Genomic DNA, 24,840 nt, shown 5'->3' with positions numbered 1-24,840 from the left:
TATGCTGGCCGGCCGATGCTGACGGGAAGGCGCATCCTCTGGATCGTCGCCGAGGACTGGTTCTTCCGGTTGCACTACCTGCCGCTCGCCGTGGCCCTGGTCGAGGCCGGCGCCGAGGTGCATCTGGCGGCCCGCTGCGGCCGGCGGGGTCCCGAGCATGCCGCCGCCGTGACCGCCGCCGGCATTGCCCTGCACCCGCTGGCCCGGCTCGACCGCACCGGCCTCGACCCGCTGGCCGACCTGCGGGCGGTCGCCGAGCTGACGGCGCTGTGCCGCCGGCTTGCCCCCGACCTGGTGCAGAGCGTGGCCATGAAGCCGGTGCTGTACGGCACCCTGGCGGCCGAGCGCGCCGGGGTGGCCGCGCGCTTCGCCTGGCTGCCGGGCCTCGGCCACGTCTTCACCGGCACCTCGCTGAAGGCCCGTTTGCTGCGGCCGGCGGTGTCGCTGCTGCTGCGCCGGGTGCTGGGCCCGGAGGCGGTGGTGCCGATGGTGCTGAACGCCGACGACCGGGCGGCGCTGGCGCGGCTGGCCGGCCGGTCGCCCGGGACCGTGGCGGTGCTGCCCGGCACCGGGGTCGACCTGGGTCGTTTCGCGGTCGTACCGGAGCTGGACGGGCCGGTGGTCGTGGCGTTCGTCGGCCGGATGCTGGGCGAGAAGGGGCTCGAGGAACTGGCCGCGGCGGCCCGGCTGCTGCGCGACCGCGGCGCGCCGCTGCGGATCCGGCTGATCGGCGCGCCCGACCGCGAGAGCCCGACCGCCATCCCCGAGGCGCGGCTACGGGCCTGGACCGGCGAGGGCGTGCTGGAGTGGACCGGGCCGACCGACGACGTGGCGGCGGTCTGGCGCGACGCCCATCTGGCGGTGCTGCCGTCGCACCGTGAGGGGTTGGGCATGAGCGTACTGGAGGCGGCGGCCTGCGGCCGGGCGGCGGTCGCGACCGACGTGCCGGGCTGCCGCGAGGCGGTCGAGCATGGCGTGACCGGGCTGCTGGTCCCGGCCCGCGACCCGGCGGCGCTGGCCGACGCGCTGGCGGCCCTGGCCGGCGATCGCGTCCGCCGGCGCGCGATGGCGGCGGCGGCCCGCGCCAGGGTCGAGGCCCGGTTCGGCCTGCCGGCGGTGAGGGCCGGGCTGATCGCGCTGTATGAGCGGCGGCTGGACGGCTATCCCGTCCTTCCGGAATCCCGCATTACCGCGACATAGAGGATCACGGCGGTCGCCAGGAAGGCCGGCGCGGTCGCCAGCGCGATCCCGACGACCCCCCAGACCGCCATGAACCCGGCGTTCAGCCCGACCGTCAGCACCAGGTTGGCGGCGGCGGCGGCGGCCAGCGCCCGCCCGAGCTCGAGCACGGCGGCGGCCCGCACCAGCACCACGGCGGCGGCGTAGGCCGGCAGCTGGACGGCGTAGGCGGTCAGCACGGCGGCCACCAGGGCGGTGTCGTCCGGGCCGAAGGCGCCGCGCTGGTACAGCAGCCGGACCACCGGCTCGGCCAGCAGCGCGGCGGCGGCGACCGCCGGGACCGACAGGGCGGCGACCAGCAGGACGTGGCGCCGCAGCCGGCTGCGCAGGGCCGCCAGGTCGCCGGCTGCCGCCTGGTCGGAATAGGCCGGCAGGATCGCCACCCCGATCGCCAGGGTGGCGACGTGCAGGCCGGCCAGCACCAGCTTGGCGCCGTAGCCGATCGCCGAGGCGGCGCCGGGCCCCAGCATCGCCGCCATCATCTGGTCGAGCACGCCGGCGCCGTACAGTAGCAGGTTGGCCAGCAGGATCGGTCCCCAGCGGCGCAACAGCGGCGCCAGGTCGGGCGCGCCGGCCGCCGGCAACAACCGACCGCCGAGCCGGCGCAGCGCACCGCCGACCAGGGCGGCCTCGATCAGCGTCCCCAGCACCGCGCCCCAGGCCAGCGCCGCTACCCCCAGGTGGTCGCGGGCCACCACCAGCAGCACCGCCATCACCAGCGGCGTGAAGGCCGGGGCGATGGCCGGCAGGGCGAACCGCCGGCGGGCGTTCAGCACCCCGCCCCAGGCGACCGCGCCGGCGCCGGTGACCACGAACAGGGTCATGATCCACAGCAGGTCGGCGGTCAGCGCCAGGGTGTCCGGCGCCAGCGCCGGCGCCAGCCAGGGCAGGTAGGCCGGGGCGGCCGCGGCCATCACCAGGGCGGCGGCCGCCAGAACCGCCAGCATGCGGCCGAACGCCGCAGCGAACAGCCGGTCGGCGGCGGCGTCGCCGTCGGCCCGCCGGCGCGCCAGATAGGCCGGCACCAGGGCGATCTGGAACGAGCCGGCGACCAGCGCCAGCAGGAACACCGGGACCGCCAGCGCCAGGAAGAAGGCGTCGACCTCGGGGCCGCGGCCATAGACCGCGGCGATCGCCGCCTCGCGCACGAAGGCCGTCAGCTTGGCGACCACCGACAGCACGCCGATGGTCAGCCCGGCACGGGCGACCGCCCGGTCGTCGCTCTCCCCCGTGCCGGGGTGCATTCTCACGCTCTCACAGCAGGTCGGACGGGGCGAACACCTCGACCGGGTGCGGCAACCCCTTGACCGGATGCCGGCCCATCGGCGTCAGGGTCTCGCCGGCGGTCTCGGCGAAGTCGGCGGAGGCCAGCACGCGCACCCCGAGGCTCCGGGTCAGGCGCTCGATCCGGCTCGCCAGGTTCACGGCCGGGCCGATCACCGTGAAGTCCAGGCGCTCGAGCCCGCCGATGTTGCCGTAGCCGACCTCGCCGAGATGCAGGGCGATGCCGAAGTCGACCGCCGGCTTGTCCTGGCGCAGCCGGCGCTGGTTGAGGGCGCGCACCAGCTTGACGGTGTCGCGGGCGGCGGCCATGGCGTGGTGGCAGGCCTCGCGGTCGGCGCTGGCCCGGTCGAGGATGTCGGAGCCCTCGGCCGGAAAGATCGCCAGCATGCCGTCGCCGAGGAACTTCAGGATCTCGCCGCCGCGCTCCTCGACCGCCTGGACCGAGGCCTCGAAATAGCCGTTCAGCAGGTCGATCAGCTCCTGCCGCGGCAGCCGGTCCGACAGCACCGTGAAGTCCTTGATGTCGGAGTACCAGACGGCGGCGCGGATCGACGCGGTCTCGCCGCGGGCGATCGCGCCGGCCAGCACCCGGCGGCCGGTCTGGCGGCCGAGATAGACCTCCAGCAGCTGGGCGGTCAGCTCGCGGCGCTCGATCACCTCGACGCGCAGGGACAGCGCCGGCAGCAGCTCCCACAGCACCGTCAGCTCCTCGGTGCTGAATCCGCCCGGCCGGTCGGTCGACCAGGTGATGAAGTTGATCATGCCGTCGGAGAACGCCAGCGGCATCGCCACGTAGTCGGTGGCGCCGAGTTCCCGCAGGTCGGCCAGGACCGGGAAGTCCAGGGTCTGCTCCGGCACGTCGAGCCGGCGGCGGATGGCGGCGGCCCCCTGGAAGATCAGCGGCAGCGGGCTGGCCTGGAACGCCGGGGTGTCCTCCATGCCGCGCAGCACCCGGACGGCGCGCGGGTCCGGCCGGTCGCGCATCCAGACCACCGAGGTGCCGCTGGCCTGCGGGTGCAGGGTGCGCACGAAGCAGGTGACGCGCAGCAGCGGCATGCCGCGGTCGCACAGCAGCGCCGTCAGGTCGCGGATCAGGGTGCGCGTCGAGGTGTGGCGGCTGGCGGCGGTCAGCAGCCAGTCGGTCGGCGGCACCGCCGGGTCCGGGCGGGCGTCGGCGGCGTCCTCGGCCCCGCCGTCGTGCAGGATGCGCAGATGGCTGGCGATCGCCGGATTGCTGCCCGGCAGCAGCATGGCCGCGGTCCGGTCGCCGCGAGGATCGCTTGACGTCACCGCGCGCGCTCCCAAGTATGCGGGCGAGTCCGGTGGGCTGCGCCCTTGGGAGTGCGTCGCGCCGCCGGTACCGTTTGGAGGGTCACCATGTTCATTCAGACCGAAGAGACGCCGAATCCGGCGACGCTCAAGTTCCTGCCGGGACGGCAGGTTATGGCGACGGGCACCGCCGAGTTCAAGTCGGAGGAGGACACGGCGCGGTCGCCGCTGGCCCAGGCGCTCTTCGAGGTCGATGGGGTCACCGGCGTGTTCCTCGGTTACGACTTCGTCAGCGTCAGCAAGCGCGACGACAAGGAATGGTACCTGATGAAGCCGGGCGTGCTCGGCGTCATCATGGAGCATTTCGTGGCCGGCCGCCCGACCATCGTCGAGGGTTCCGCCGCCGCCGTCGAGACCGAGGTGTCGGAAGAGGACTCCGAGATCGTCGCCCAGATCCGCGAGCTGCTCGACACCCGGGTGCGCCCGGCAGTCGCCATGGACGGCGGCGACATCGTGTTCGAGGGCTTCGAGGACGGCATCGTGACCCTGCACATGCAGGGCGCCTGCTCGGGCTGCCCGAGCTCGACCGCGACCCTGAAGATGGGCATCGAGAACATGCTGCGGCACTACATCCCGGAGGTCCGGGAAGTGCGCGCCGCCGGGATGTACTGACGGCCGGCCGGCCGTCGTCCCCGGCTGTCGTCCGCGGCGGCCGGCCCCGCGACCGGCCCCGCCGACTGAGGCGAATCCTGGGCATCCGGAACCGCGAAACCACCACGGTGGTTGCGTACCGTAATGGCCATGATCGAAGAAACCACACCAGTCCCTGCCGCGCCGCGGCGGTCGCTGCCGGCGGTGCGCCGGCGCACCGCGGCGGCCTTGGCCCTCGGCGCCCTGCTGCTGGCGGTCGCCGGCGACCCGATCTCCACGGCGACTGACTCCGGCCCACTCTGGCCCCGCCCGGCCGGGTCGACGCCGGATCGCATCGCGACGGCCGGCGGTGACTCTCACGTGCCCCTGCGGGTCGGATCCGCCGACCGCCTGCACCGCCTGTTCGACCGCCTCGGCTACGATCTGGACGCGGTCGCCGACGGCGCCGCGGCGGTGCCGCCGGTCGAGCTGGCGGCGTTGCCGCCGGATCTCGGCGAGCTCGAACCGGTCGACCGGCGCAAGGCGGTGTTCATCCGTGCCTTGCTGCCGATCGTGATCGGCGCCAACGATGCGGTCCTCGCCGAGCGCGCCGAGCTCGAAGCCGTCCTGGTCGCCGTCGACTCCGGCCGCCCGGTGCCGCCCGGCGCCCCTATCCGGATCCGACGGCTCGCCGAGCGCTACGGCCTGGCCGGCCTCGCCCCCGACGGCGACGGCATCCGGCGGTTGCTGCGCCGGGTCGACGGGGTGCCGGTGTCGCTGGCGGTCGCCCAGGCGATCAGCGAGAGCGGCTGGGGAACCTCGCGGTTCGCCCGCGCCGGCAACGCGCTGTTCGGGCAGTGGACCTGGACCGCCGGAGCCGGGATCGTGCCGGCGGCGCGCGGCAGCGGCGCGTCGCACCGGGTGCGCGCCTTCCGCACCCTGGGCGACTCCGCCCGCGCCTATCTGCTGAACCTGAACACCCATCCGGCCTATGCCGGGCTGCGCGCCGCCCGCGCATCGGCCCGACGCGACCGCGGCGCGCTGCCCGGCGGCGTCGACCTGGCCGGCCACCTGACCCGCTACAGCGAACGCGGCGAGGACTATGTCCGGGACATCGTCACCCTGATCCGCCAGAACCGGCTGTCCCGTCTGGACCGGGCGACCCTGGCCGATCCGGTCCGGCTGGCCGGCCGGGACGGTGGGCGGATCGGCGGGCGCGACGACGGCTGAGCCGTCGCGCTCAGCGCGGCAGGTAGAACTGCACGCCGTACCAGCGCCAGCGGCCGTCCGGGCCGGGCATGGTGCAGTTGATGCGGGCGCGGCCGGCCGGGAACGGCTCGGCGAGGCGGACCTCGACGCGGGAGCCGAGCGCCTCGACCTTGGTGCGGCCCTGCCCGGAGGCGTAGCAGTCGATGCGGTCGACGTCCGGGATCGACGGGTCGACCGTGAAGCCGAAGGCCGGCGGGTTCTGCTCCAGGATCAGGTCGATCGGCACCCGGTCGCGGACCGGCAGCGGCATCGCGTTGGCGGTCAGCCGGAACCGGTCGACCCCGCCATAGGTCTCGTTCAGCGCGAACCGCGGCACCCCGAAGCGGTCGCCGCCGGCATGCGCCACGCCGGACTGCTGGCCGAAGGCGGCGACGTAGCCGCGCGCCGCGACGATGCGCTGGATCGCCGTGCCGTACTCGCCGTAGGGATAGGCGAAAAGGGCCGGTCGCTCGCCGGTCTCGTCGGCGATCCGCTGGGCGGCGCGGTCGAGCTCGATCTTGACCTGCTCCAGCTCGATGTCGGGCAGATGCGGGTGCGAGGCGGTCTGGCTGCCGATCGTCACGCCCGCGGCCTTCATCTCGCGGATCTGGTCCCAGGTCATGTAGCCGGGGGTCCCGTGGTCGACCGCGTCGGTCGACACGAACAGGGTGAACGGCAGGCCGGCCTTCTTCAGGCGGGGCCAGGCGATCCGGTAGACCGAGCTGTAGGCGTCGTCGATCGTGATCCCGAGCGTGCGGTCCGGCAGCTCGGCGGCGTTGCGCATCCGCTCCAGGATCTCCGGCACCGCCATCACGGTGTGGCCGCCGGTGCGGATCTCCTCCAGATGCGCCTCGAACTGGTCGACCCGGATGTTGGTCGAGGGCCACTCCGATTCGCCGAATCGGTGGTACATGAACACCACGGCCCAGTCCGCCGCGGACGCCGGTACGCCGGTGAACACGGCGGCCGTGAGGATCGCGGCGGCCGTGGAGGAGCGCAGACGGGAGAACGAACGGTTCATGGCTGTGGAGAGTACCCGATGGCCGGCATGAAGCGAAGAATCCGCAGCGGCCGGTGGCCGGGATCGGCGGACCGGTGACCGGGCTGCTGGCGATCGACTGCAGTGCCGGTGCCTGCTCGGTGGCGGTGTTCGACGGCGCAACGGTGCTGGCCGCCGCGCATACAGCCATGCAGCGCGGTCATGCCGAGGCGCTGATGCCGATGGTGGAGCGGGTCATGGCCGAGGCCGGCCTGGCGTGGGACCGGCTCGACGCGGTCGCCGCGACGGTCGGCCCCGGCAGCTTCACCGGCGTGCGAATCGGGCTGGCTGCGGCCCGGGGCATCGCGCTGGCGGCCGGCCTGCCGACGGTCCCGGTGACCAGCCTGGAAGCGGTCGCCGAGGCGGCCGAGCCCGGCGGCGAGCCGCTGCTGGTGATCCTGGAGTCCAAGCGCCGCGACCTGTACGGCCAGTGGTTCGACCCGGCCGGCACCGCGCTCGGCGCGCCGCGGGCGGCGCCGCCGGAGGCGCTGTGGGCGGACCGGCCGTCCGGTACCGCCGGCGCCCGGGTCGCCGGCGACGCCGCCGCCGGCTTCCTGGCGGCCCCGCCGGATCCGGCCGCGGCGCTGCGCCCGGCCGGCGCCTCCGGCCCGGACGCCCGGTCGGTCGCGGCGGTGGCGCTGCGGCGGCTGGCGGCGGCCGGCGCCGGGCCGCTGACGCCGCTGTACCTACGGCCTCCCGACGTGACGCCGCCGCCGGCGGCCGGGCGATGACCGGCGCCACCGGATCCGCGGGCTGCGCGCCGGACGGCGACGCCGTCCGCATCCGTCCCGCGACCGCCGACGACCACGCGGCGATCGCCGGGCTGCAGGGCACCTCGTTCCCGGACCGCTGGTCGCTGGACTCGGTCCGCCGCATCGCGACCCTCGCCGGTGCCGTGGTGCTGCTGGCCGAGCGCGAGGCCGACGGCCGGCCGGTCGGCTACCTGATCGGGCAGGTGGTCACCGACGAGGCCGAGGTGCATTCGCTGGCGGTCGCGGCGACGGCGCGGCGGCGCGGCATCGGCCGCCGCCTGCTCACCGCGTTCGAGGCGACGGTCGCGGGCCTGGGCGCCGGCTCGGTCGTGCTGGAGGTGGCGTCCGACGACCCGGTGGCGACGACACTGTACGAGTCCGCCGGCTACGAGGTGGTCGCGCGGCGCCCGGGCTACTACCGGATCGGGCGGCCGCAGCCGGTCGACGCCGAGGTCCGGCGACGGTCGTTTCGATAGCCGTCGATATGGCACCGGAGGCCCGCTAGCGGGTTGTCCGGGGGGCCGGCCGGATGTAGGGTCCGGGCTCCGTCGGGGCGTGTCTCGGCTGGTCCCGACAGCGTCGAACCAAGCGGCTGATGAGCGACGAGAGCGCCACGATCCAGACCCGCTCGACCGGGTCCCCGTCCGCCGGCGACCTGGGGCTCGCCATCTCCGGCTCCATGGAGGTCCGGCTGGCCGCCGACCCGGCCGAGGTCGACGCCGCCCAGGCGCTGCGGTATCGCGTGTTCTACGAGGAGCGGAACGCAAGGCCGGTCGGCGACATGGCCGAAAAGCGTCGCGATTTCGACGAGTACGACGACATCGCCGATCACCTGCTGGTGCTCGACCATTCGCGCGGCGAGGGCCCGCAGGCGGTGGTCGGCACCTACCGGCTGATCCGGCGCAGCCGGGCCGACTCGCGCGGCGGGTTCTACACCGCCGGGGAATACGACATCTCGAAGATCGTCGGCTTTCCGGGCGAGGTCCTGGAGCTCGGGCGCTCCTGCGTCGACGCCGGCTATCGCAACCGCCCGACCATGCAGCTGCTGTGGAAGGGCATCGCCGCCTTCGTGTTCCGCTACGACATCACGCTGATGTTCGGCTGCGCCTCGCTGCCGGGCAACGACGTCGAGGCGATCGCCGGCCAGCTGTCCTACCTCTACCACTACCATCTGGCGCCCGAGCGGCTGCGGGTCCGGGCGCTGCCGCATCTGCATGTCGAGATGAACCGCCGGGCGGCCGACCAGATCGACGCCAAACGGGCGCTCGCGTCGCTGCCGCCGCTGATCAAGGGGTACCTGCGGCTTGGCGGCTTCGTCGGCGACGGCGCGGTGATCGACCCGCAGTTCAACACCACCGACGTCTGCGTGATCGTGCAGACCGACGCGGTGACCGACAAATACTACCGCCACTACGAGCGCGAGGCCCGGGGCGGCCGGGAGCCGGAGGAGTCGTGAGCGCCCGCAGCCTGGTCGACCGGTTCGCCAGCCCGGCCCCGGCCGACGGGATCCGGCGACCGCCCAAGCCGGTCTATGTCGACGAGGCCGAGGAACGGCGGCTACTGGAGCTTGGTGGCGGGCTGGTCCGCTCGCGGATGCGCGGAATCTTGCGGCTGGCGGCCTACGGCCTGCTGACCCTGGCGTTGCTGCCGGTGCAGATGGTCGCCGTCGCCCTCGGCCTGAGGCTGCGCGAGACCCTGCCGCGCTTCTATCACCGGCTCTGCACCCGGCTGCTGGGCTTCCGGGTGGTGGTGCGCGGCCGCCGGCTGCCCGAGCGGCCGGTGCTGTTCGTGTGCAACCACGTGTCCTACCTGGATATCATGGTGCTCGGCTCGGTGATCACCGGGTGCTTCGTGGCCAAGTCGGAGGTCGCCGGCTGGCCCGGCTTCGGGCTGCTGGCGAAGCTGCAGCGCACGGTGTTCGTCGAACGCCGGCGCAGCGCCGTCGCCCGCCATGGCGACGCCATCGCCGAGCGCCTGAAGGGCGGCGACAACCTGATCCTGTTCGCCGAGGGCACCAGCAGCGACGGCACCCGCGTGCTGCCGTTCAAGAGCGGCCTGCTGGCCGCCGCCGACCACCGGGTCGACGACGCTCCGCTGACGGTGCAGCCGGTGTCGATCGCCTACACCCGGCTCAACGGCATGCCGATCGGGCGCGGCCTGCGGCCGTTCCTGGCCTGGTTCGGCGACATGGAGCTGGCGCCGCATCTCTGGGAGGTGGTGGCGCTCGGCCGGATCACCGTGGTGGTCGAGTTCCACCCCGCCACCTCGCTGGCGGAAGCCGGATCCCGCAAGGCCCTGGCCGCGGCCTGCCGGGACCGGGTGGCGGCCGGGCTGGCGCGGGCCAATGCCGGCCGCTGATGCCGGTTGCCGGCGGTCGCCCGGGACGTGCCCCGGGACGTGCCCCGGGACGTGCCCCCGGGACGTGCAACGAGACTGTCGCTTGACAGGGCGCGCGCGAGTCGTAGGTTCGGTCTGAGGAGCGGTGCGTCCGGCGTGCCGCAGCGGATCGATGGCGATCGTGCCAAGAGGAATCGAGAACGACTTGAAGTCGCTCGCATACGGTAGATCGGCCGCCGTCACTGCCGAGGGGCGTTAGGCGGCGAACTTGGCCAAAAAGCTCTTCGTCAAGACCTACGGCTGCCAGATGAACGTCTACGACTCCGCACGCATGGCGGACGTCCTGGCGCCCCATGGCTATGAGCCCGGCGACTCCGCCGAGAGCGCCGACCTGGTCATCCTGAACACCTGCCATATCCGCGAGCGGGCGACCGAGAAGGTATATTCCGAGCTCGGCCGGCTGCGCGCGCTGAAGGACGAGGCCGCCCGCCAGGGCCGGCGCATGCTGATCGGCGTCGCCGGGTGCGTGGCCCAGGCCGAGGGCGAGGAGATCGCCCGCCGGGCCCCGGTGGTCGATCTGGTGTTCGGGCCCCAGACCTATCACCGGCTGCCGGAGATGCTGGTCCGCGCGCTCGACCGCTACACGCAGGGCGGGACCGGGTCCGGCGGCGCCCGGGTGGTCGACACCGACTTCCCGGCCGAGGCCAAGTTCGACCACCTGCCGGAGGAGAGCCGTGGCCAGGGTGCCGCCGCCTTCCTGTCGGTGCAGGAGGGTTGCGACAAGTTCTGCACCTTCTGCGTGGTGCCCTATACCCGCGGCGCCGAGTTCTCGCGTCCGGCCGCGGCGGTGCTGGCCGAGGCCCGCCGGCTGGTGGCGGCCGGGGCGGTCGAGATCACCCTGCTCGGCCAGAACGTCAACGCCTATCACGGCGAGTCGGCCGACGGCGGGATCTGGGGCCTGGGCCGGCTGATCCGGGCGCTGGCCGAGATCGAGGGACTGGCGCGGCTGCGCTACACCACCTCGCATCCGCGCGACGTCGACGACGAGCTGATCGCCGCGCACCGCGATGTCCCGGCGCTGATGCCCTACCTGCATCTGCCGGTGCAGTCCGGCTCCGACCGGGTGCTGGCGGCGATGAACCGCAAGCACACCGCCGAGACCTACCGGCGGATCGTCGACCGGCTGCGCGAGGCCCGGCCGGACCTGGCGCTCAGTTCCGACTTCATCGTCGGGTTCCCCGGCGAGACCGACCTGGATTTCGCCGACACCCTGCGGCTGGTCCGCGAGGTCGGCTACGCCCAGGCCTACTCGTTCAAGTACAGCGCCCGTCCCGGCACCCCCGCCGCCGACATGGGGGAGGCGGTGCCGGAGGCGGTCAAGGCCGAGCGGCTGGCGGCCCTGCAGCAGCTGATCGGAGCCCAGCAGACCGCGTTCAACCGCTCCGCCGCGGGATCGGTGCAGCCGGTCCTGTTCGAGCGCCAGGGATCGCGGGCCGGGCAACTGGTCGGACGCGGCCCCTGGATGCAGTCGGTGCATGCCGACGCCCCGGACCGGCTGCTCGGACGGATCGTGCCGGTCCGCATCCTGGACGGCCACGCCAACAGCCTGTCGGGTGCGGTGGTGACTGCCGACGGGCCGGACAGCAACACGCACCGGGTCGCGGTGCATTCTGCCATCGAAAGGGCCATCGCTTGAGCGCGGACACCGCCTCGATCCAGCTCGAATTCCACGACCACTCGCTGCTGCCGCTGCTGTTCGGAGAGCACGACCGCAACCTGACCCGCATCGAGCAGAAGCTGAACGTCTCGCTGGCGCCGTTCGGCAACACCCTGCGGATCTCCGGCAGCGAGGATTCGGCCCCGGCCGCCCGCAAGACCCTGGAGGCGCTGTACCGGCGGCTCGAGAAGACCCGCAGCAAGGGCAAGGAGCCCTGGGCGCTCGAGCTCGGCGACATCGATGCCGCGATGGCCTGGGTCGCCTCCGACGGCGGCGGCGACGACGTCAACCGGTTCGCCGCCGGCGAGGGCCTGCTTGAGACCTGGAAGCGGCCGATCAACCCGCGTTCGGCCAACCAGCAGCTCTACGTGAAGGCGCTGCTCGACCACGAGCTCGTGTTCGGGCTCGGCCCGGCCGGCACCGGCAAGACCTATCTGGCGGTGGCGGTGGCCGCGGCGATGCTGAAGGCCAAGCGGGTCGACCGCATCATCCTGTCGCGCCCGGCCGTGGAGGCGGGGGAACGGCTCGGCTTCCTGCCGGGCGACATGAAGGACAAGGTCGATCCCTATCTGCGGCCGCTGTACGACGCGCTGTACGACATGATGCCGGGCGAGCAGGTCGAGCGCCGGCTGGCGGCCGGCGAGATCGAGGTGGCGCCGCTCGCCTTCATGCGCGGCCGCACCCTGGCCAACGCCTTCGTGATCCTGGACGAGGCGCAGAACACCACGCCGACCCAGATGAAGATGTTCCTGACCCGGCTCGGCGAGAACTCGCGCATGGCGGTCACCGGCGACCTGTCGCAGGTCGACCTGCCGCTCGGCAACAAGTCCGGGCTGCGCGATGCGGTCGAGGCCCTTGATTCGGTCGAGGGTGTTGCCTTTATCGAGTTCACTGCGGCGGACGTGGTGCGGCACCCGCTGGTGACCCGTATCGTGCATGCCTACAACCGGCGGGAGGGGACTCTCCTGCCCAAGAACGATTCGCGATGAACGACGACGACCAGAACGACGAAGACCGACCTCGATCTAGCCTCGCGGCCGCCGCCATCGATCTGGCGGTCCGGGTGGACGACCCGGAGTGGGCTGCGGTTGCCGGGGATCCCGAGGCCGTGGTCGAGCGCGCCGTGGCGGCTACCCTTGCCGTGTTCGAGCCGGAGGCGGTTGAGCTGTCGGTCGTGCTGTCCGACGATCCGACCGTCCAGGCCCTGAACCGCGACCACCGCGGCAAGGACTATCCGACCAACGTGCTGTCGTTCCCGCCGGCCTTCGCACCGCCGGAAGGCCCGCGTCCGCTCGGCGACGTGATCCTGGCGCTCGGGACCGTGCTGCGCGAGGCCGAGGAACAGGGCAAGACCGCGGCCGACCACCTCGTGCACCTGGTGGTGCATGGCGTGCTGCATCTCTCCGGCTACGACCACGAGTCCGAGTCCGAGGCCGGGGAGATGGAGGATCTCGAGCGCGCCGTGCTGGCCGGGCTCGGGATCGCCGACCCGTATGCCGAGCCCGCCCCGGGCGACGAGAGGGCGGCCGAGCCCGCTCCGGGCGACGAGAGGGCGGCATGAGCGAGAACGGCCAGACCCTGCTGCCGGGGCAGGACAAGAACGCGCTGTCGGACGCCTGGCGCACCCTGCTGCGCGCCATCGGACTGGGGCGCAACGGCACCTCGGCGGTCCGGGCCTCGCTCGAGGAACTGATCGAGGAGAACGGCGAGGACAACTCGCCGATCGACCCGCATGAGGGCGCGATCATCCGCAATGTCCTCGGCCTGCGCGACATCACCGCCTATGACGTGATGGTCCCGCGCGCCGACATTGCCGCGATCGAGCAGGGCATGATGATCTCGGAGGTCGCCAAGCTGATGGGCGAGGCGGCGCATTCGCGGATGCCGATCTATCGCGGCACCCTCGACGACGTGATCGGCATGGTCCACATCAAGGACGTGGTGCAGCACCTCAATCGCGGCGCGGATGTGCCGGTGGCGGAGCTGGCCCGCGAGGTCGCCTTCGTGGCGCCGTCGTCGCGGGCCCTCGACCTGCTGCAGGAGATGCGGATGACCCGGCGCCACCTGGCGCTGGTGGTCGACGAATACGGCGGCATCGACGGGCTGATCACCATCGAGGACCTGGTCGAGGAGATCGTCGGCGAGATCAGCGACGAGCACGACGTCGAGGAGGCGCCGAAGCTGGAGGAGAATCCGGACGGCACCATCCTGGCCGACGCCCGCGCCACGGTGGAGGAGTTCGAGGCGCTGGTCGGCCCGGTGCTGACCGAGGACGAGCGCGAGGAGATCGACACCCTCGGCGGCCTGGTGTTCAGCCTGGCCGGCCGGGTGGCGACCCGCGGCGAGGTGATCCGGCATCCGTCCGGGCTGGAGTTCGAGGTGGTCGCGGCCGATCCGCGGCGGCTGCGCAGCCTGCGGGTGCGGCGCCGGCCGAGCGCGGTGGACCGTGCCGCCGAGTAGGGTTTCCCAGGACCGAACCGCCCTGGCGGTCACCGACTCCCGGCTGGCGGCGATCCTGGCCCGGCCTTGGCCCCGGGCCTTCGCGGTATTGCTCGCCGGCGCGCTGTCGGCCGCCGCCCTGCCGCCGGTCGGGGCGATCCCGGCGCTGTTCGGGGTCGCCGTCCTGGCCTGGGCGGTCCGGGTCGCGCCGACCGCCCGGGGGGCCGCCCTGGCCGGCTGGCTCTGGGGCTTCGGCTACCACGTCGCCGGGCTGTACTGGATCGCCAACGCGCTGCTGGTGGACGGGGCCCGCCACGGCTGGCTGGTACCGTTCGCGGTCGCCGGGCTGCCGGCGGTCTTCGCCCTGTACGCCGCCGCCGCCGCCTGGGCCGCCCGCCGGCTGGCGCGCACCGGCGTCGCCGCCTGGCTGGCGCTGGCCGGCTGCCTGGCGGCGGCTGAGTGGCTGCGCGGCCACCTGTTCACCGGATTTCCCTGGAACCTGCCGGCCTATGTCTGGGACCCGGTGCCGGCGCTGCTGCAGCCGGCGGCGCTGCTCGGGGCCTACGGCCTGTCGCTGGTGACCCTGCTGGCGGCGGCGGCCCCGGCGCTGTGGCTCGACCCGGCGACCGGCCGGCGCGGCCGGCTGGCGGCTGCCGCGGCCTGCCTGCTGCTGCTCGGCGGGCTGGGGGTCTGGGGCTGGGCACGGATCCCGGCCGGGCCGGCGCCGGCGGTCGACGGCGTGGTGCTGCGGGTGGTGCAGGGCAACGTGCCGCAGCGCGACAAGTGGAATCCGACCCTGAAGCCCCGGCACGTCCTGCGCTACCTGTCGCTCAGCGCCGCCGGGGCGGCGCCGACGGTGCGGGCCGCCGGGGTGGCGCCGGGAACGGCGCCGACCCTGGTGGTGTGGCCGGAGACCGCGGTCGCCTACCTGATCGGTCCGGAGACGCCGCTCACCGGGCTGGCCGGCGCGGTGCCGGCCGGCGGCAGCCTGCTGTTCGGCGCGGCCCGCGAGGACGCCGAGGGGCGGGTCTACAACAGCGTGCTCGCGCTGGCGGCCGACGGCACCCTGCGCTGGGCCTACGACAAGGCCCACCTGGTGCCGTTCGGGGAATACGTGCCGCTGCGCACGGTGCTGCCGCTCGACCCGATCGTCCAGGGCTCGCGCGACTTCACGCCCGGCTCGGGGCCCGCGACCCTGGACCTGCCGGGGCTGCCGCCGGTCTCCCCGCTGGTGTGCTACGAGGCGATCTTCCCGGGAGCGGTCGCGAATCCCGCCCGGCGGCCCGGATGGTTGCTGAACCCGACCAACGACGCCTGGTACGGCCGTTCGAGCGGCCCGTACCAGCACCTGGCGATCACCCGCATGCGCGCGGTCGAGGAGGGGCTGCCGGTGGTCCGCGCGGCGAACACAGGTGTTTCCTTCGTCGCCGATCCCTACGGCCGGACCCTGGCAAGGCTGGGCCTGGGCGAGACCGGCAGCCTCGATGCACCGCTGTCGCGGGCATTGCCGCCCACCGTGTATTCCCGGATCGGAGACCTGGGCTTTCTTCTGCTGGTCGGGATTCTGCTTGCGGCTACTCGGATCGGACGTATTCGGGGCGTTGAATAACAGCGTGGAATTGTTTGATTTTTATGAAATTTAGGCTGTCACCGCCGTTGACTGCATACAAGAGTATGGAATAATGCCTTCCAGTATTGGTTAACGGATCGTGAAGGGGGCGGCATGGCGAGCGAGCGGCCGGGTCGCAGGCGGGTCGGTCGTCCGCCCACAGCTGGCAATCCCAATCCCGTCGACATCCACGTCGGCGCCCGTGTGCGACTGCGGCGCACCTTGCTCGGCATGAGCCAGGAACGCCTCGGGGAGGCGCTCGGCCTGACGTTCCAGCAGGTTCAGAAGTATGAACGCGGCGCCAATCGCATCGGCGCGAGCCGGCTGTTCGACCTCGCCAGGGCCTTGCAGGTACCGGTCGGCTTCTTTTTCGACGACCTGCCGGAGGGCGTCGCGGAGGGCGGCCCGCCGACGGCGCCGGTCCAGGACGACGACCCGATGCAGCGGCGCGAGACCATCGAACTGGTCCGGGCGTTCTACCGCATCCAGGATCCGACGGCCCGCCGGCGCCTGTTCGAGTTGACCCGGTCGATCGCCGATACCATGGACAGCGACGACCGTTAGGGTGGCGCCGCTCGCGGGCGACTGCCGGCTTGGCACTTGACCGCGACCGGCATTCGCGCAAAAACGCCGCGTTCCCACGCTAGGGCCGGTCTGTCGCCGGCCCTCGTCGATTCCCGGGCCGCTTGGGCGCCCCCGGGGGCACCTGGTCTGCCGCGCGGAGGATCCATTGAGCCAGTCGAGCTATCTGTTTACCAGCGAATCGGTGTCGGAAGGTCATCCCGACAAGGTCTGCGACCGTATTTCGGACACCATCGTCGACCTGTTCCTGGCCGCCGACCCGGGCAGCCGGGTGGCGTGCGAGACCCTGGCCACGACCAACAAGATCGTCCTCGCGGGCGAGGTTCGCGGCCCGTCCAGCGTCACCCACGAGCTGATGGAGCAGGGCGTCCGCCAGGCGGTCAGGGACATCGGCTACGAGCAGGAGGGTTTCCACTGGGAGACCGCGGCGATCGACATTCTGCTGCACGAGCAGTCGGTCGACATCGCCATGGGCGTCGACGCCGCCGGCAACAAGGACGAGGGCGCCGGCGACCAGGGCATCATGTTCGGCTTTGCCTGCACCGAGACCGACGTGCTCATGCCGGCGCCGATCCACTACAGCCACGAGATCCTGCGCCGCATGGCCGCAGCCCGGCACTCCGGCGCGGTCAAGGGCTTCGGCCCTGACTCCAAGAGCCAGGTCACCCTGCGCTACGAGAACGGCAAGCCGGTCAAGGCGACCTCGGTGGTGGTCTCGACCCAGCACGACGCCGACCTGTCCCAGGAGGAGGTCCGCGGCCTCGTCCTGCCGTTCATCCGCGAGACCCTGCCGGATGGCTGGATCGACGACGACACGGTCTACTACATCAACCCGACCGGCCGCTTCGTCATCGGCGGTCCGGACGGCGACTGCGGCCTGACCGGACGCAAGATCATCGTCGACACCTACGGCGGTGCCGCCCCGCACGGCGGCGGCGCGTTCTCCGGCAAGGATCCGACCAAGGTCGACCGCTCGGCCGCCTATGCCGCGCGCTGGGTCGCCAAGAACGTCGTTGCCGCCGGCCTCGCCGACAAGTGCACCATCCAGGTGTCCTACGCGATCGGCGTGTCGCATCCGCTGTCGATCTTCGTCGAGACCTACGGCACCGGCCGGGTCGACGAGACCAAGCTGTCGAAGGTGATCGCCGAGGCGGTCGACCTGTCGCCGCGCGGCATCCGGACCCGGCTGGCGCTCAGCAACCCGATCTATGCCCGCACCGCCGCCTACGGTCATTTCGGCCGGCAGCCGGACGACAGCGGCGGGTTCACCTGGGAGAAGCTGGACCTGGTCGACGACCTGAAGTCCGCCTTCGCCTGACGGCCGCGCGCCGCCGACTGCGATCAGCAGGCCGCCCGCAGCCCGATCGGGGCCGGGCGGCCGCCAACCGGGCCGACAGCATGCCGCAGCCCCGCATCCCCGGTCGGATTCCGGGCGACCAGCTGTTCTTCGGGCGCCGCAAGGGGCGGCCGCTGCGCGCCGGCATGCAGGCCCTGCTCGACACGCGCCTGCCGGCGCTGGCGGTGCCGGCGGACGTCGCCGGCGATCCGCGCGGCTGGTTCGGCCGGCAGATGCGGGCGGTCTGGCTGGAGATCGGCTTCGGCGGCGGCGAGCATCTGGCCTGGCAGGCGGCGGCCAATCCGGACGTCGGCATCGTCGGCTGCGAGCCGTTCATGAACGGTGTCGCCTCGCTGCTCCGGCACCTGGAGAACGACCGCCTCGACAACGTCCGCATCCTGGCCGACGACGCCCGGCCGCTGGCGGCGGCCCTGCCGGCCGGCTCGCTGGAGCGGATCTTCGTACTGCACCCCGATCCCTGGCCGAAACGCCGCCATCACTTCCGCCGGCTGATCCAGTACGCCTCGATCGCCCGCTTCCACGAATTGCTGGCACCCGGCGGCGAACTGCGGATCGCCACCGACGATCCGGGCTACCTGACCTGGATTCTGGCCCGGGTGACCGCCCATCCCGGCCTGCGCTGGACCGGCGCCCGGCTGGCCGACTGGCACGCCCGGCCGGACGACTGGCCGGAGACCCGCTACGAGGCGAAGGCCCGAAGCGAGGGCCGGGACCCGGTCTACATGCGCTTCCAAAAAGTGTAGGTGTGTCCGGCGGTACCGGCGCCGCTGCGGGCATCGGTCGGAGGCCAGGGCATGGGCAGGATCTACTACTTGGTCGATCAGCGGCGCATCGCCGGGGGCATCAAGGTCGCCTACCGGCACGTGGCGACGCTCCGGCGCAACGGCCTGGACGCGGTGATCGTCCACCGCGTGGCGGAACGGCCGGACTGGTTCGCCGTCCCCGACATCCCGATTGCCGGCTTCTCCGAACTGACGTTCGAGGCCGCCGACGTGGTCGTGATGCCCGAGGATGCCCGCCATACGCTCCGCACCATGGCCGGGCTGCCGCCGCGCAAGGTGATGTTCTGTCAGAACCATTTCTATCTCGCCAGCGGCCTCGTCGAGACCCGCGACCCACGCCGCTTGGGCATCGAGGCGGTCATGACCAGCGGCGACGAGATCACCAGATTCCTGAGATGGCGGCTTCCCGATCTGCCCCTGTCCACCGTCCACCTCGCGATCGACCCGGATCTCTATCGCCCGTTGCCGGAGAAGCGTCTGCAGGTCGCGGCGGTGCCGCGCAAGCGCCCCTTCGAATACCGGTTCATCCGCGACCTGATCAATTTCGGCTACCCTGCCTCGGACCGCTTCGGCTGGGTCGAGCTGACCGATGCCAGCGAGGCCGAGGTGGCGCAGGCGATGGCGGACAGCGCGGTGTTCCTGTCGCTGGCCCGGCTGGAGGGCGTCGGCCTGACGGGGCTGGAGGCGATGGCGTGCGGCTGCGCCGTGACCGGGTTCCTGGGCGGCGGCGGGCGGGAGTTCGCGACGGCGGAGAACGGCTGGTGGGCTGCCGACGACGACTGCGTCACCGCCGGCCGTCAACTCGCCGCCTGTCTCAGGGCGGTGCTGGAGGGTACCGCTGCAAGCCGGGTGGCCGCCGGGCAGGCAACCGCGGCGCGCTACACCCTCGAGCGCGAGGAGTCGGAACTGCTGGCGTTCTGGCGCGGCTTTCTCGGTTGACGGCGGCGGTTGCCGCGGAGGGTGACAGCCGCCCCTTGCGATTCGGGGCCGTCTCCGCTATATCCGTGTCTCCTTAATCGAAGTTGTGATCGGGGGTGGGCCAGCGGCCCACTTTTTTGTTGGCGGTGACCGCCCCCGGCGGGGAGCAAGGGCGGCGTGTCTGACACGCACATCAGCGACAGGCCGAGCGACGAGAAGCCCGACGGGCGGCTCGCGGCGATCGTGGCCCCGACCATCGAGTCGATGGGCTTCGAGCTGGTCCGCGTCATGCTGACCGGCGGCCGGCGCCCGACCCTGCAGATCATGGCGGAACGGGCCGACGGCTCGGGAATGAGCGTCGAGGACTGCGCCGAGATCAGCCGTACGATCTCGGCGGTGCTCGATGTCGAGGACCCGATCGCCGGCGAATACACGCTGGAGGTCAGCTCGCCGGGCATCGACCGGCCGCTGACCCGGCTCAAGGATTTCCGGCGCTACGCCGGTTTCGAGGCCCGCGTCGACCTGTCGGCGCCGATCGACGGTCGCAAGCGGTTCAGCGGCCGGCTGATCGGGGTCGATGACGCGGATCGGGTGTTGATGGAGATCGAGCCGGGGGTGCGAGAGGCCCTGCCCTTCGAGGGCATCGCGCGCGCCAAGCTGGTCCTGACCGACGAGCTGGTGGCGGCGAGCGCCCCGGACCGCGGCCCGGACGGCGAATGACGGCGGCTCCTTAGGAGGACGACGAAGACGATGGATATCGCGACGCAACCGAAGCTGGAGCTGATCCAGGTCGCCGATGTGGTCGCCCGCGACAAGGGCATCGACCGCGAGGAGGTCCTGATCGCCATGGAGCAGGCGATCCAGAAGGCCGGCCGGTCGAAATACGGCCCCGACCACGACATCCGGGCGACCATCGACCGCCGGACCGGCGAGATCGGCCTGAAGCGCTGCACCACCGTCGTGGAGGAGGTCGAGGACGAGATCTCGCAGATCACCCTCGAGCAGGCCAAGAAGATCGATCCGGCGCTGGAGATCGGCAGCGTGATCGAGGAGCCGCTGCCGCCGATCGACTTCGGCCGCATCGCCGCCCAGACCGCCAAGCAGGTGATCGTCCAGAAGGTCCGCGAGTTCGAGCGCCAGCGCCAGTACGAGGAGTACAAGGACCGCGCCAACGAGATCATCAACGGCGTCGTCAAGCGGGTCGAGTACGGCAACGTCACCGTCGAGATCCAGCGCGCCGAGGCGATCCTGCGGCGCGACCGGCTGCTGCCGCGCGAGACCTTCCGCCAGGGCGACCGGATCCGCGCCTACATCGAGGACGTGCGCTCCGAGCCGCGCGGCCCGCAGATCTTCCTGTCGCGCACCCATCCGGAGTTCATGCGCCAGCTGTTCCGCCAGGAGGTGCCGGAGGTCTATGACGGCATCATCGAGATCAAGGCGGTGGCCCGCGACCCGGGCTCGCGCGCCAAGATCGCGGTGATCTCCTACGACAGCTCGATCGACCCGGTCGGCGCCTGCGTCGGCATGCGCGGCTCGCGCGTGCAGGCCGTGGTCGGCGAGCTGCAGGGCGAGAAGATCGACATCATCCCGTGGTCCGAGGATCCGGCGACCTTCGTGGTCAACGCGCTGGCGCCCGCCGAGGTCTCCAAGGTGGTGCTCGACGAGGATGCCGGCCGCATCGAGGTGGTGGTGCCGGACGAGCAGCTGTCGCTGGCGATCGGCCGGCGCGGCCAGAACGTCCGGCTGGCGTCCATGCTGACCGGCTGGGATATCGACATCCTGACCGAGCAGGAGGAGTCGGATCGCCGCAAGGAGGAGTTCCGGGTGCGCTCGGAGACCTTCATCACCGCGCTCGACATCGACGACGTGATCGCCGGCCTGCTGGTCGCCGAGGGCTTCACCTCGGTGGAGGAGATCGCCTATGTCGACGTCGACGACCTCGCCGAGATCGAGGGCTTCGACGCCGACATCGCCGCCGAGCTGCAGATGCGGGCGCTCAACCATGTCGAGGCCGAGCGGGCCCGTCTGGAGGCGCTGCGCCAGGAGCTCGGCGTCACCGACGAGGTTGCCGAGATCGAGGGCCTGACCCCGGTCATGCTGGTGGCGCTCGGCGAGAAGGGCGTGAAGACACTGGACGACTTCGCCGACCTGGCGAGCGACGAGCTGCTGGAGATCGTGCCGGCCGACTCGCTCGACGAGGAGCAGGCCAACGCGATGATCATGGCGGCCCGCGCCCACTGGTTCGACGACGAGGAAGAGCCGGCGGCCGCCGGCGAGGAGGCCGAGGCTGAGCCGACGGCGTGACGCTGAGGACGACGCCCGGGACGGACCGGAGCGCCGCTGCCTGGTGACCCGCGAGAGCGGGCCGCGCGGTGGACTGGTAAGGTTCGTCGTCGGGCCGGACGACGAGATCGTCCCGGATGTCGACGAGCGGCTGCCGGGGCGCGGAATCTGGGTCACCGCCGACCGGGCGGTGCTCGAACGGGCGGTCGAGAAGCGGCTGTTCGGCCGCGGCGCCAAACAGGCGGTGCGGGTCGATCCGGACCTGGCGGACCGGGTCGAGGCGCTGCTGGCGCGGCGCTGCATCGAGCTGCTGGCGCTGGCGCGCCGGGCGGGGTCGGCGGTGGCCGGCCTGGCCAAGGTGCGCCAGGCGCTGGAGACCGGCCGGCCCGGCGTGCTGCTCGAGGCGGCCGACGGTGCCGAGGATGGCCGGGCCCGGTTGCGGGCCCTGGCCGGCGACCGACCGGTCGTCGCGACATTGACTGCGGCCGAGTTGGCCGGCGCCTTCGGGCGCGAGCATACCGTCCACGGCTTCGTGGACAGCGGTGGTCCGGGAGGCGGTCTTGCGGACCGTCTGCGGCGGAACGCCGACCGACTTGTCGGATTCCGGGGACCGACCCCGGGGCCGCGCTTGGAAAACCCGGCCGGTACGTGTATTCAGGGCGCCGGCCCGTTGATGGATGGATGATTTGGGCGAAGACAAGATGTCGAGCACCAGCGACCAGGATCGTAAGAAGCTGAGCCTCACCGGGGGCCGTAACAAGCTGTCCCTCGGCAAGTCCGTCGAGACGAGCCAGGTCAAGCAGAGCTTTTCGCATGGGCGCTCGAAAACCGTGCAGGTCGAGGTGCGCCGCCGGCGGACGCCGGCCCCCGGCCCGGCCGGTGGCAAGGGCGGGTCCGGTGCCGGTCGCGAGCTGACCGCCGAGGAGCGCGCCGCACGCACGCGCGCCCTGCAGGAAGGCCTGAAGCACAGCGAGGCGACCGCCGCCGCGCAGGCGAGCGTGGAAGCGTCGGAAGCGCAGGCTGCCGAAGCGGGCGCCGCCGAGCCGGTGCACGAGGACGTCGCAGCCCCGGAGCCGGTGGTCGAGAAGGACCGCCGTCAGGCCGAACTCGACGAAATGCGCAAGATCGCCGACGACGAGGAGTCGCGGCGCGCCGCCGAGGCGGCGCGGCTGGCCGAGGAAGAGGCCGCGCGCCAGGCCAAGGCGGCCGCCGAGCGGGCCTCGGCCCGCCTCGACCGGCAGCCGTCGTCGCCGTCGGCTACGGCCGCCCCGGCGCCGCGCGCGCCGGTGGTCGAGTCCGAGGACGACGATCGTCGCCGCCGTGGCCGCGGCGATGCCGCCAAGCGGCCGGCACGCGGTCGCACGACCACCAACGAGCCGCGCCGTCGCGGCGGCAAGCTGACGATCTCGGCGGCCCTCGACGACCGCGAGCGGACGCGGTCCCTGGCCTCGGTGCGGCGGGCCCGCGAGCGCGAGCGCCAGCGCATGACCGACGACGAGGAGAACGTGAAGTTCTCCCGCGACGTCGTGGTGCCTGAGACCATCACCGTCCAGGAACTGGCCAACCGCATGGCGGAGAAGGCCAGCGACGTCGTCAAGTCGCTCATGAAGATGGGCATGATGGCGACCATCAACCAGACCATCGACGCCGACACCGCCGAGCTGGTGGTGCAGGAGTTCGGCCACCGCGTCCGGCGCGTGGCGGAGTCCGACGTCGAGCTCGGCATGCGCGGCGAGGACGACGATCCGACCGCCCTGTCGGCGCGGCCGCCGGTGGTCACGGTCATGGGTCACGTCGACCACGGCAAGACCTCGCTGCTCGACGCGATCCGCAACGCCGACGTGGCAGCCGGCGAGGCCGGCGGCATCACCCAGCACATCGGCGCCTACCAGATCCAGATCCCGTCGGGTGACAAGATCACCTTCATCGACACCCCGGGTCACGAGGCGTTCACCGAGATGCGGGCGCGCGGCGCCAACGTCACGGACATCGTCATCCTGGTGGTGGCGGCCGACGACGGCATCATGGCGCAGACCGTGGAAGCGATCCGCCATGCCAAGGCGGCCGGCGTGCCGGTCATCGTGGCCTGCAACAAGATCGACAAGCCCGAGGCCGATCCGGCGCGGGTCCGCCAGGAACTGCTGCAGCACGACATCGTGGTCGAGGAGATGGGCGGCGACGTCCAGGTGGTGGACGTGTCGGCCAAGACCCGGCAGGGCATCGACACCCTGCTCGAGGCGATCATGCTGCAGGCCGAGGTGCTGGAGCTGAAGGCGAACGCCGATCGCGCCGCCGAAGGCGTGGTGATCGAGGCCAAGGTCGAGCGCGGCCGCGGCAGCGTCGCCACCGTGCTGGTCAAGCGCGGCACCGTGAAGGTCGGCGACGTGTTCGTCGCCGGCGCCGAGTGGGGCCGGGTGCGGGCGCTGGTCGACGACCGCGGCACCCAGGTCGAGACCGCCGGTCCGACCGAGCCGGTGGAGGTGCTCGGTCTGCAGGGCACGCCGACGGCCGGTGACGAGTTCGTGGTCGTCGAGAGCGAGGGCCGCGCCCGCGAGATCGCCGACTACCGCCAGCGGGTGATCCGCGAGAAGCAGGCGGCTGCCGGAGCCCGCGGCACCGTCGAGCAGATGCTGTCGGCGATCCAGGCCGGCTCGGCCTCGGAACTGCCGCTGGTCATCAAGACCGATGTGCACGGCTCCTACGAGGCGATCAAGGCGACCGTCGAGAAGCTGGAAAACACGATGGTCAAGCCGCGGATCCTGCACGGCGCGGTCGGTGCGATCAGCGAGTCGGACATCAGCCTGGCGAAGGCGTCGAACGGCCTGATTATCGGCTTCAACGTCCGCGCCAACCCGCAGGCGCGCGAGATGGCCCGCCGAGACGGGCTGGAGATCCGCTACTACTCGATCATCTACGACCTGATCGACGACATCAAAGCCCTGCTCACGGGCATGCTGGCGCCGGAGATCAAGGAAGAGTTCATCGGCTACGCGTCGATCCGCGAGGTGTTCAACATCACCAAGGTCGGCAAGGTCGCCGGCTGCATGGTCACCGACGGGGTCATCAAGCGCGGCTGCAAGGTCCGTCTGCTGCGGGACGACGTGGTGGTCCACGAGGGCACGCTGAAGACCCTGAAGCGCTTCAAGGACGAGGTCCGCGAGGTGCGCGAGGGCTACGAGTGCGGCATGGCCTTCGAGAACTACGACGACATCCGCCAGGGCGACCGGATCGAGTGCTTCGAGCTGAAGGAAATCGCCCGGACCCTCGAGTCGGTGCGGCAGGAGGAGGCGGCCGGCTGAGGCCGCCGTCCCTCTCGGGGACTGCAGCCGCCGGGACCACCATCGCCGGGGAATTG

The 24,840-nt window shown here is 72.2% G+C and carries 23 protein-coding genes; 20 read left to right on the top strand and 3 right to left on the bottom strand.

Annotated elements, in window-relative coordinates; genetic code table 11:
• The first annotated feature begins 15 nt into the window (after positions 1-15).
• The gene (locus RIC31_RS09025) at positions 16-1,200 is read left to right on the top strand and encodes a glycosyltransferase family 4 protein (protein WP_350105365.1); all 1,185 of its coding nucleotides are present in this window, start codon (positions 16-18) and stop codon (positions 1,198-1,200) included.
• Here the strand turns inward: RIC31_RS09025 and murJ are convergent.
• Together murJ and RIC31_RS09015 are read right to left on the bottom strand one after the other, a co-directional pair.
• A complete protein-coding gene (gene murJ / locus RIC31_RS09020) occupies positions 1,161-2,483 on the bottom strand; it encodes a murein biosynthesis integral membrane protein MurJ (RefSeq protein WP_350105363.1) in 1,323 nt (440 codons plus the stop codon). The genes RIC31_RS09025 and murJ overlap by 40 nt on opposite strands.
• 10 nt (positions 2,484-2,493) lie before the next feature.
• Positions 2,494-3,813, bottom strand: coding sequence for an adenylate/guanylate cyclase domain-containing protein (locus RIC31_RS09015; protein ID WP_350105360.1), 1,320 nt, complete (start codon positions 3,811-3,813; stop codon positions 2,494-2,496).
• A gap of 87 nt (positions 3,814-3,900) precedes the next feature.
• Between RIC31_RS09015 and RIC31_RS09010 the strand changes: the two genes are divergently transcribed.
• Together RIC31_RS09010 and RIC31_RS09005 are read left to right on the top strand one after the other, a co-directional pair.
• Positions 3,901-4,464: a NifU family protein gene (locus tag RIC31_RS09010; RefSeq protein WP_350105358.1), complete on the top strand. Its 564-nt coding sequence runs from the start codon at positions 3,901-3,903 to the stop codon at positions 4,462-4,464.
• Positions 4,465-4,593: 129 nt separating this feature from the next.
• A complete protein-coding gene (locus RIC31_RS09005; protein WP_350105356.1) occupies positions 4,594-5,652 on the top strand; it encodes a glucosaminidase domain-containing protein in 1,059 nt (352 codons plus the stop codon).
• A gap of 10 nt (positions 5,653-5,662) precedes the next feature.
• Here RIC31_RS09005 and RIC31_RS09000 read toward each other — a convergent pair whose 3' ends face one another.
• Complete coding sequence (locus RIC31_RS09000) at positions 5,663-6,691, bottom strand: polysaccharide deacetylase family protein (protein ID WP_350105354.1); 1,029 nt, start codon at positions 6,689-6,691, stop codon at positions 5,663-5,665.
• A gap of 53 nt (positions 6,692-6,744) precedes the next feature.
• Between RIC31_RS09000 and tsaB the strand changes: the two genes are divergently transcribed.
• The 17 genes from tsaB to infB all read left to right on the top strand — a co-directional run bounded on the left by tsaB (position 6,745) and on the right by infB (position 24,784).
• Positions 6,745-7,440: a tRNA (adenosine(37)-N6)-threonylcarbamoyltransferase complex dimerization subunit type 1 TsaB gene (tsaB, locus tag RIC31_RS08995; protein ID WP_350105352.1), complete on the top strand. Its 696-nt coding sequence runs from the start codon at positions 6,745-6,747 to the stop codon at positions 7,438-7,440.
• Entirely contained in the window at positions 7,437-7,937 is a 501-nt protein-coding gene (locus RIC31_RS08990; protein ID WP_350105350.1) for a GNAT family N-acetyltransferase, read from the top strand. The genes tsaB and RIC31_RS08990 overlap by 4 nt, the downstream gene beginning before the upstream one ends.
• A 119-nt stretch (positions 7,938-8,056) precedes the next feature.
• Positions 8,057-8,917, top strand: a complete 861-nt coding sequence (locus RIC31_RS08985) for a GNAT family N-acetyltransferase (RefSeq protein WP_350105348.1) — start codon at positions 8,057-8,059, stop codon at positions 8,915-8,917.
• Positions 8,914-9,819, top strand: coding sequence for a lysophospholipid acyltransferase family protein (locus tag RIC31_RS08980; RefSeq protein ID WP_350105347.1), 906 nt, complete (start codon positions 8,914-8,916; stop codon positions 9,817-9,819). The genes RIC31_RS08985 and RIC31_RS08980 overlap by 4 nt, the downstream gene beginning before the upstream one ends.
• 247 nt (positions 9,820-10,066) lie before the next feature.
• The gene (miaB, locus tag RIC31_RS08975; RefSeq protein WP_350105346.1) at positions 10,067-11,494 is read left to right on the top strand and encodes a tRNA (N6-isopentenyl adenosine(37)-C2)-methylthiotransferase MiaB; all 1,428 of its coding nucleotides are present in this window, start codon (positions 10,067-10,069) and stop codon (positions 11,492-11,494) included.
• Entirely contained in the window at positions 11,491-12,504 is a 1,014-nt protein-coding gene (locus RIC31_RS08970; RefSeq protein WP_350105345.1) for a PhoH family protein, read from the top strand. Before miaB ends, RIC31_RS08970 begins: the two co-directional genes overlap by 4 nt.
• Positions 12,501-13,076: an rRNA maturation RNase YbeY gene (gene ybeY, locus RIC31_RS08965; RefSeq protein ID WP_350105344.1), complete on the top strand. Its 576-nt coding sequence runs from the start codon at positions 12,501-12,503 to the stop codon at positions 13,074-13,076. Before RIC31_RS08970 ends, ybeY begins: the two co-directional genes overlap by 4 nt.
• A complete protein-coding gene (locus RIC31_RS08960) occupies positions 13,073-13,975 on the top strand; it encodes a hemolysin family protein (protein ID WP_350105343.1) in 903 nt (300 codons plus the stop codon). The genes ybeY and RIC31_RS08960 overlap by 4 nt, the downstream gene beginning before the upstream one ends.
• Positions 13,962-15,563, top strand: coding sequence for an apolipoprotein N-acyltransferase (gene lnt, locus RIC31_RS08955; protein WP_350105341.1), 1,602 nt, complete (start codon positions 13,962-13,964; stop codon positions 15,561-15,563). The genes RIC31_RS08960 and lnt overlap by 14 nt, the downstream gene beginning before the upstream one ends.
• A gap of 114 nt (positions 15,564-15,677) precedes the next feature.
• Positions 15,678-16,127, top strand: coding sequence for a helix-turn-helix domain-containing protein (locus tag RIC31_RS08950; RefSeq protein ID WP_350105339.1), 450 nt, complete (start codon positions 15,678-15,680; stop codon positions 16,125-16,127).
• A gap of 166 nt (positions 16,128-16,293) precedes the next feature.
• On the top strand, positions 16,294-17,463 hold the full coding sequence (gene metK, locus RIC31_RS08945) for a methionine adenosyltransferase (protein ID WP_350105337.1): 1,170 nt from the start codon (positions 16,294-16,296) through the stop codon (positions 17,461-17,463).
• Positions 17,464-17,543: 80 nt separating this feature from the next.
• Positions 17,544-18,245 (top strand): tRNA (guanine(46)-N(7))-methyltransferase TrmB, encoded by a 702-nt coding sequence (gene trmB, locus RIC31_RS08940; RefSeq protein WP_350105335.1) that lies wholly within the window; start codon positions 17,544-17,546, stop codon positions 18,243-18,245.
• A 51-nt stretch (positions 18,246-18,296) separates the two neighbouring features.
• A complete protein-coding gene (locus tag RIC31_RS08935; protein WP_350105333.1) occupies positions 18,297-19,223 on the top strand; it encodes a glycosyltransferase in 927 nt (308 codons plus the stop codon).
• Positions 19,224-19,379: 156 nt separating this feature from the next.
• A complete protein-coding gene (gene rimP, locus RIC31_RS08930) occupies positions 19,380-19,922 on the top strand; it encodes a ribosome maturation factor RimP (protein ID WP_350105331.1) in 543 nt (180 codons plus the stop codon).
• 30 nt (positions 19,923-19,952) lie between these two features.
• Positions 19,953-21,506 (top strand): transcription termination factor NusA, encoded by a 1,554-nt coding sequence (nusA, locus tag RIC31_RS08925; protein WP_350105329.1) that lies wholly within the window; start codon positions 19,953-19,955, stop codon positions 21,504-21,506.
• A gap of 43 nt (positions 21,507-21,549) precedes the next feature.
• A complete protein-coding gene (locus tag RIC31_RS08920; RefSeq protein ID WP_350105327.1) occupies positions 21,550-22,170 on the top strand; it encodes an RNA-binding protein in 621 nt (206 codons plus the stop codon).
• Positions 22,171-22,186: 16 nt separating this feature from the next.
• Entirely contained in the window at positions 22,187-24,784 is a 2,598-nt protein-coding gene (gene infB / locus RIC31_RS08915) for a translation initiation factor IF-2 (protein WP_350105325.1), read from the top strand.
• Positions 24,785-24,840 lie beyond the last annotated feature (56 nt).

This window comes from Thalassobaculum sp., from assembly GCF_040219615.1.
In the GTDB taxonomy this organism is placed as follows: domain Bacteria; phylum Pseudomonadota; class Alphaproteobacteria; order Thalassobaculales; family Thalassobaculaceae; genus Thalassobaculum_A.
This window is presented reverse-complemented; position numbering and strand designations above follow the sequence as displayed.

Coding starts and splice junctions, on each gene's coding strand:
- RIC31_RS09025 (WP_350105365.1), top strand. CDS start 16: ATGCTGACGGGAAGGCGCATCCTCTGGATCGTCGCCGAGGACTGGTTC.
- murJ (WP_350105363.1), bottom strand. CDS start 2,483: ATGCACCCCGGCACGGGGGAGAGCGACGACCGGGCGGTCGCCCGTGCC.
- RIC31_RS09010 (WP_350105358.1), top strand. CDS start 3,901: ATGTTCATTCAGACCGAAGAGACGCCGAATCCGGCGACGCTCAAGTTC.
- RIC31_RS09005 (WP_350105356.1), top strand. CDS start 4,594: ATGATCGAAGAAACCACACCAGTCCCTGCCGCGCCGCGGCGGTCGCTG.
- RIC31_RS09000 (WP_350105354.1), bottom strand. CDS start 6,691: ATGAACCGTTCGTTCTCCCGTCTGCGCTCCTCCACGGCCGCCGCGATC.
- RIC31_RS08990 (WP_350105350.1), top strand. CDS start 7,437: ATGACCGGCGCCACCGGATCCGCGGGCTGCGCGCCGGACGGCGACGCC.
- RIC31_RS08985 (WP_350105348.1), top strand. CDS start 8,057: ATGAGCGACGAGAGCGCCACGATCCAGACCCGCTCGACCGGGTCCCCG.
- ybeY (WP_350105344.1), top strand. CDS start 12,501: ATGAACGACGACGACCAGAACGACGAAGACCGACCTCGATCTAGCCTC.
- RIC31_RS08960 (WP_350105343.1), top strand. CDS start 13,073: ATGAGCGAGAACGGCCAGACCCTGCTGCCGGGGCAGGACAAGAACGCG.
- RIC31_RS08950 (WP_350105339.1), top strand. CDS start 15,678: ATGGCGAGCGAGCGGCCGGGTCGCAGGCGGGTCGGTCGTCCGCCCACA.
- trmB (WP_350105335.1), top strand. CDS start 17,544: ATGCCGCAGCCCCGCATCCCCGGTCGGATTCCGGGCGACCAGCTGTTC.
- RIC31_RS08935 (WP_350105333.1), top strand. CDS start 18,297: ATGGGCAGGATCTACTACTTGGTCGATCAGCGGCGCATCGCCGGGGGC.
- nusA (WP_350105329.1), top strand. CDS start 19,953: ATGGATATCGCGACGCAACCGAAGCTGGAGCTGATCCAGGTCGCCGAT.
- infB (WP_350105325.1), top strand. CDS start 22,187: ATGTCGAGCACCAGCGACCAGGATCGTAAGAAGCTGAGCCTCACCGGG.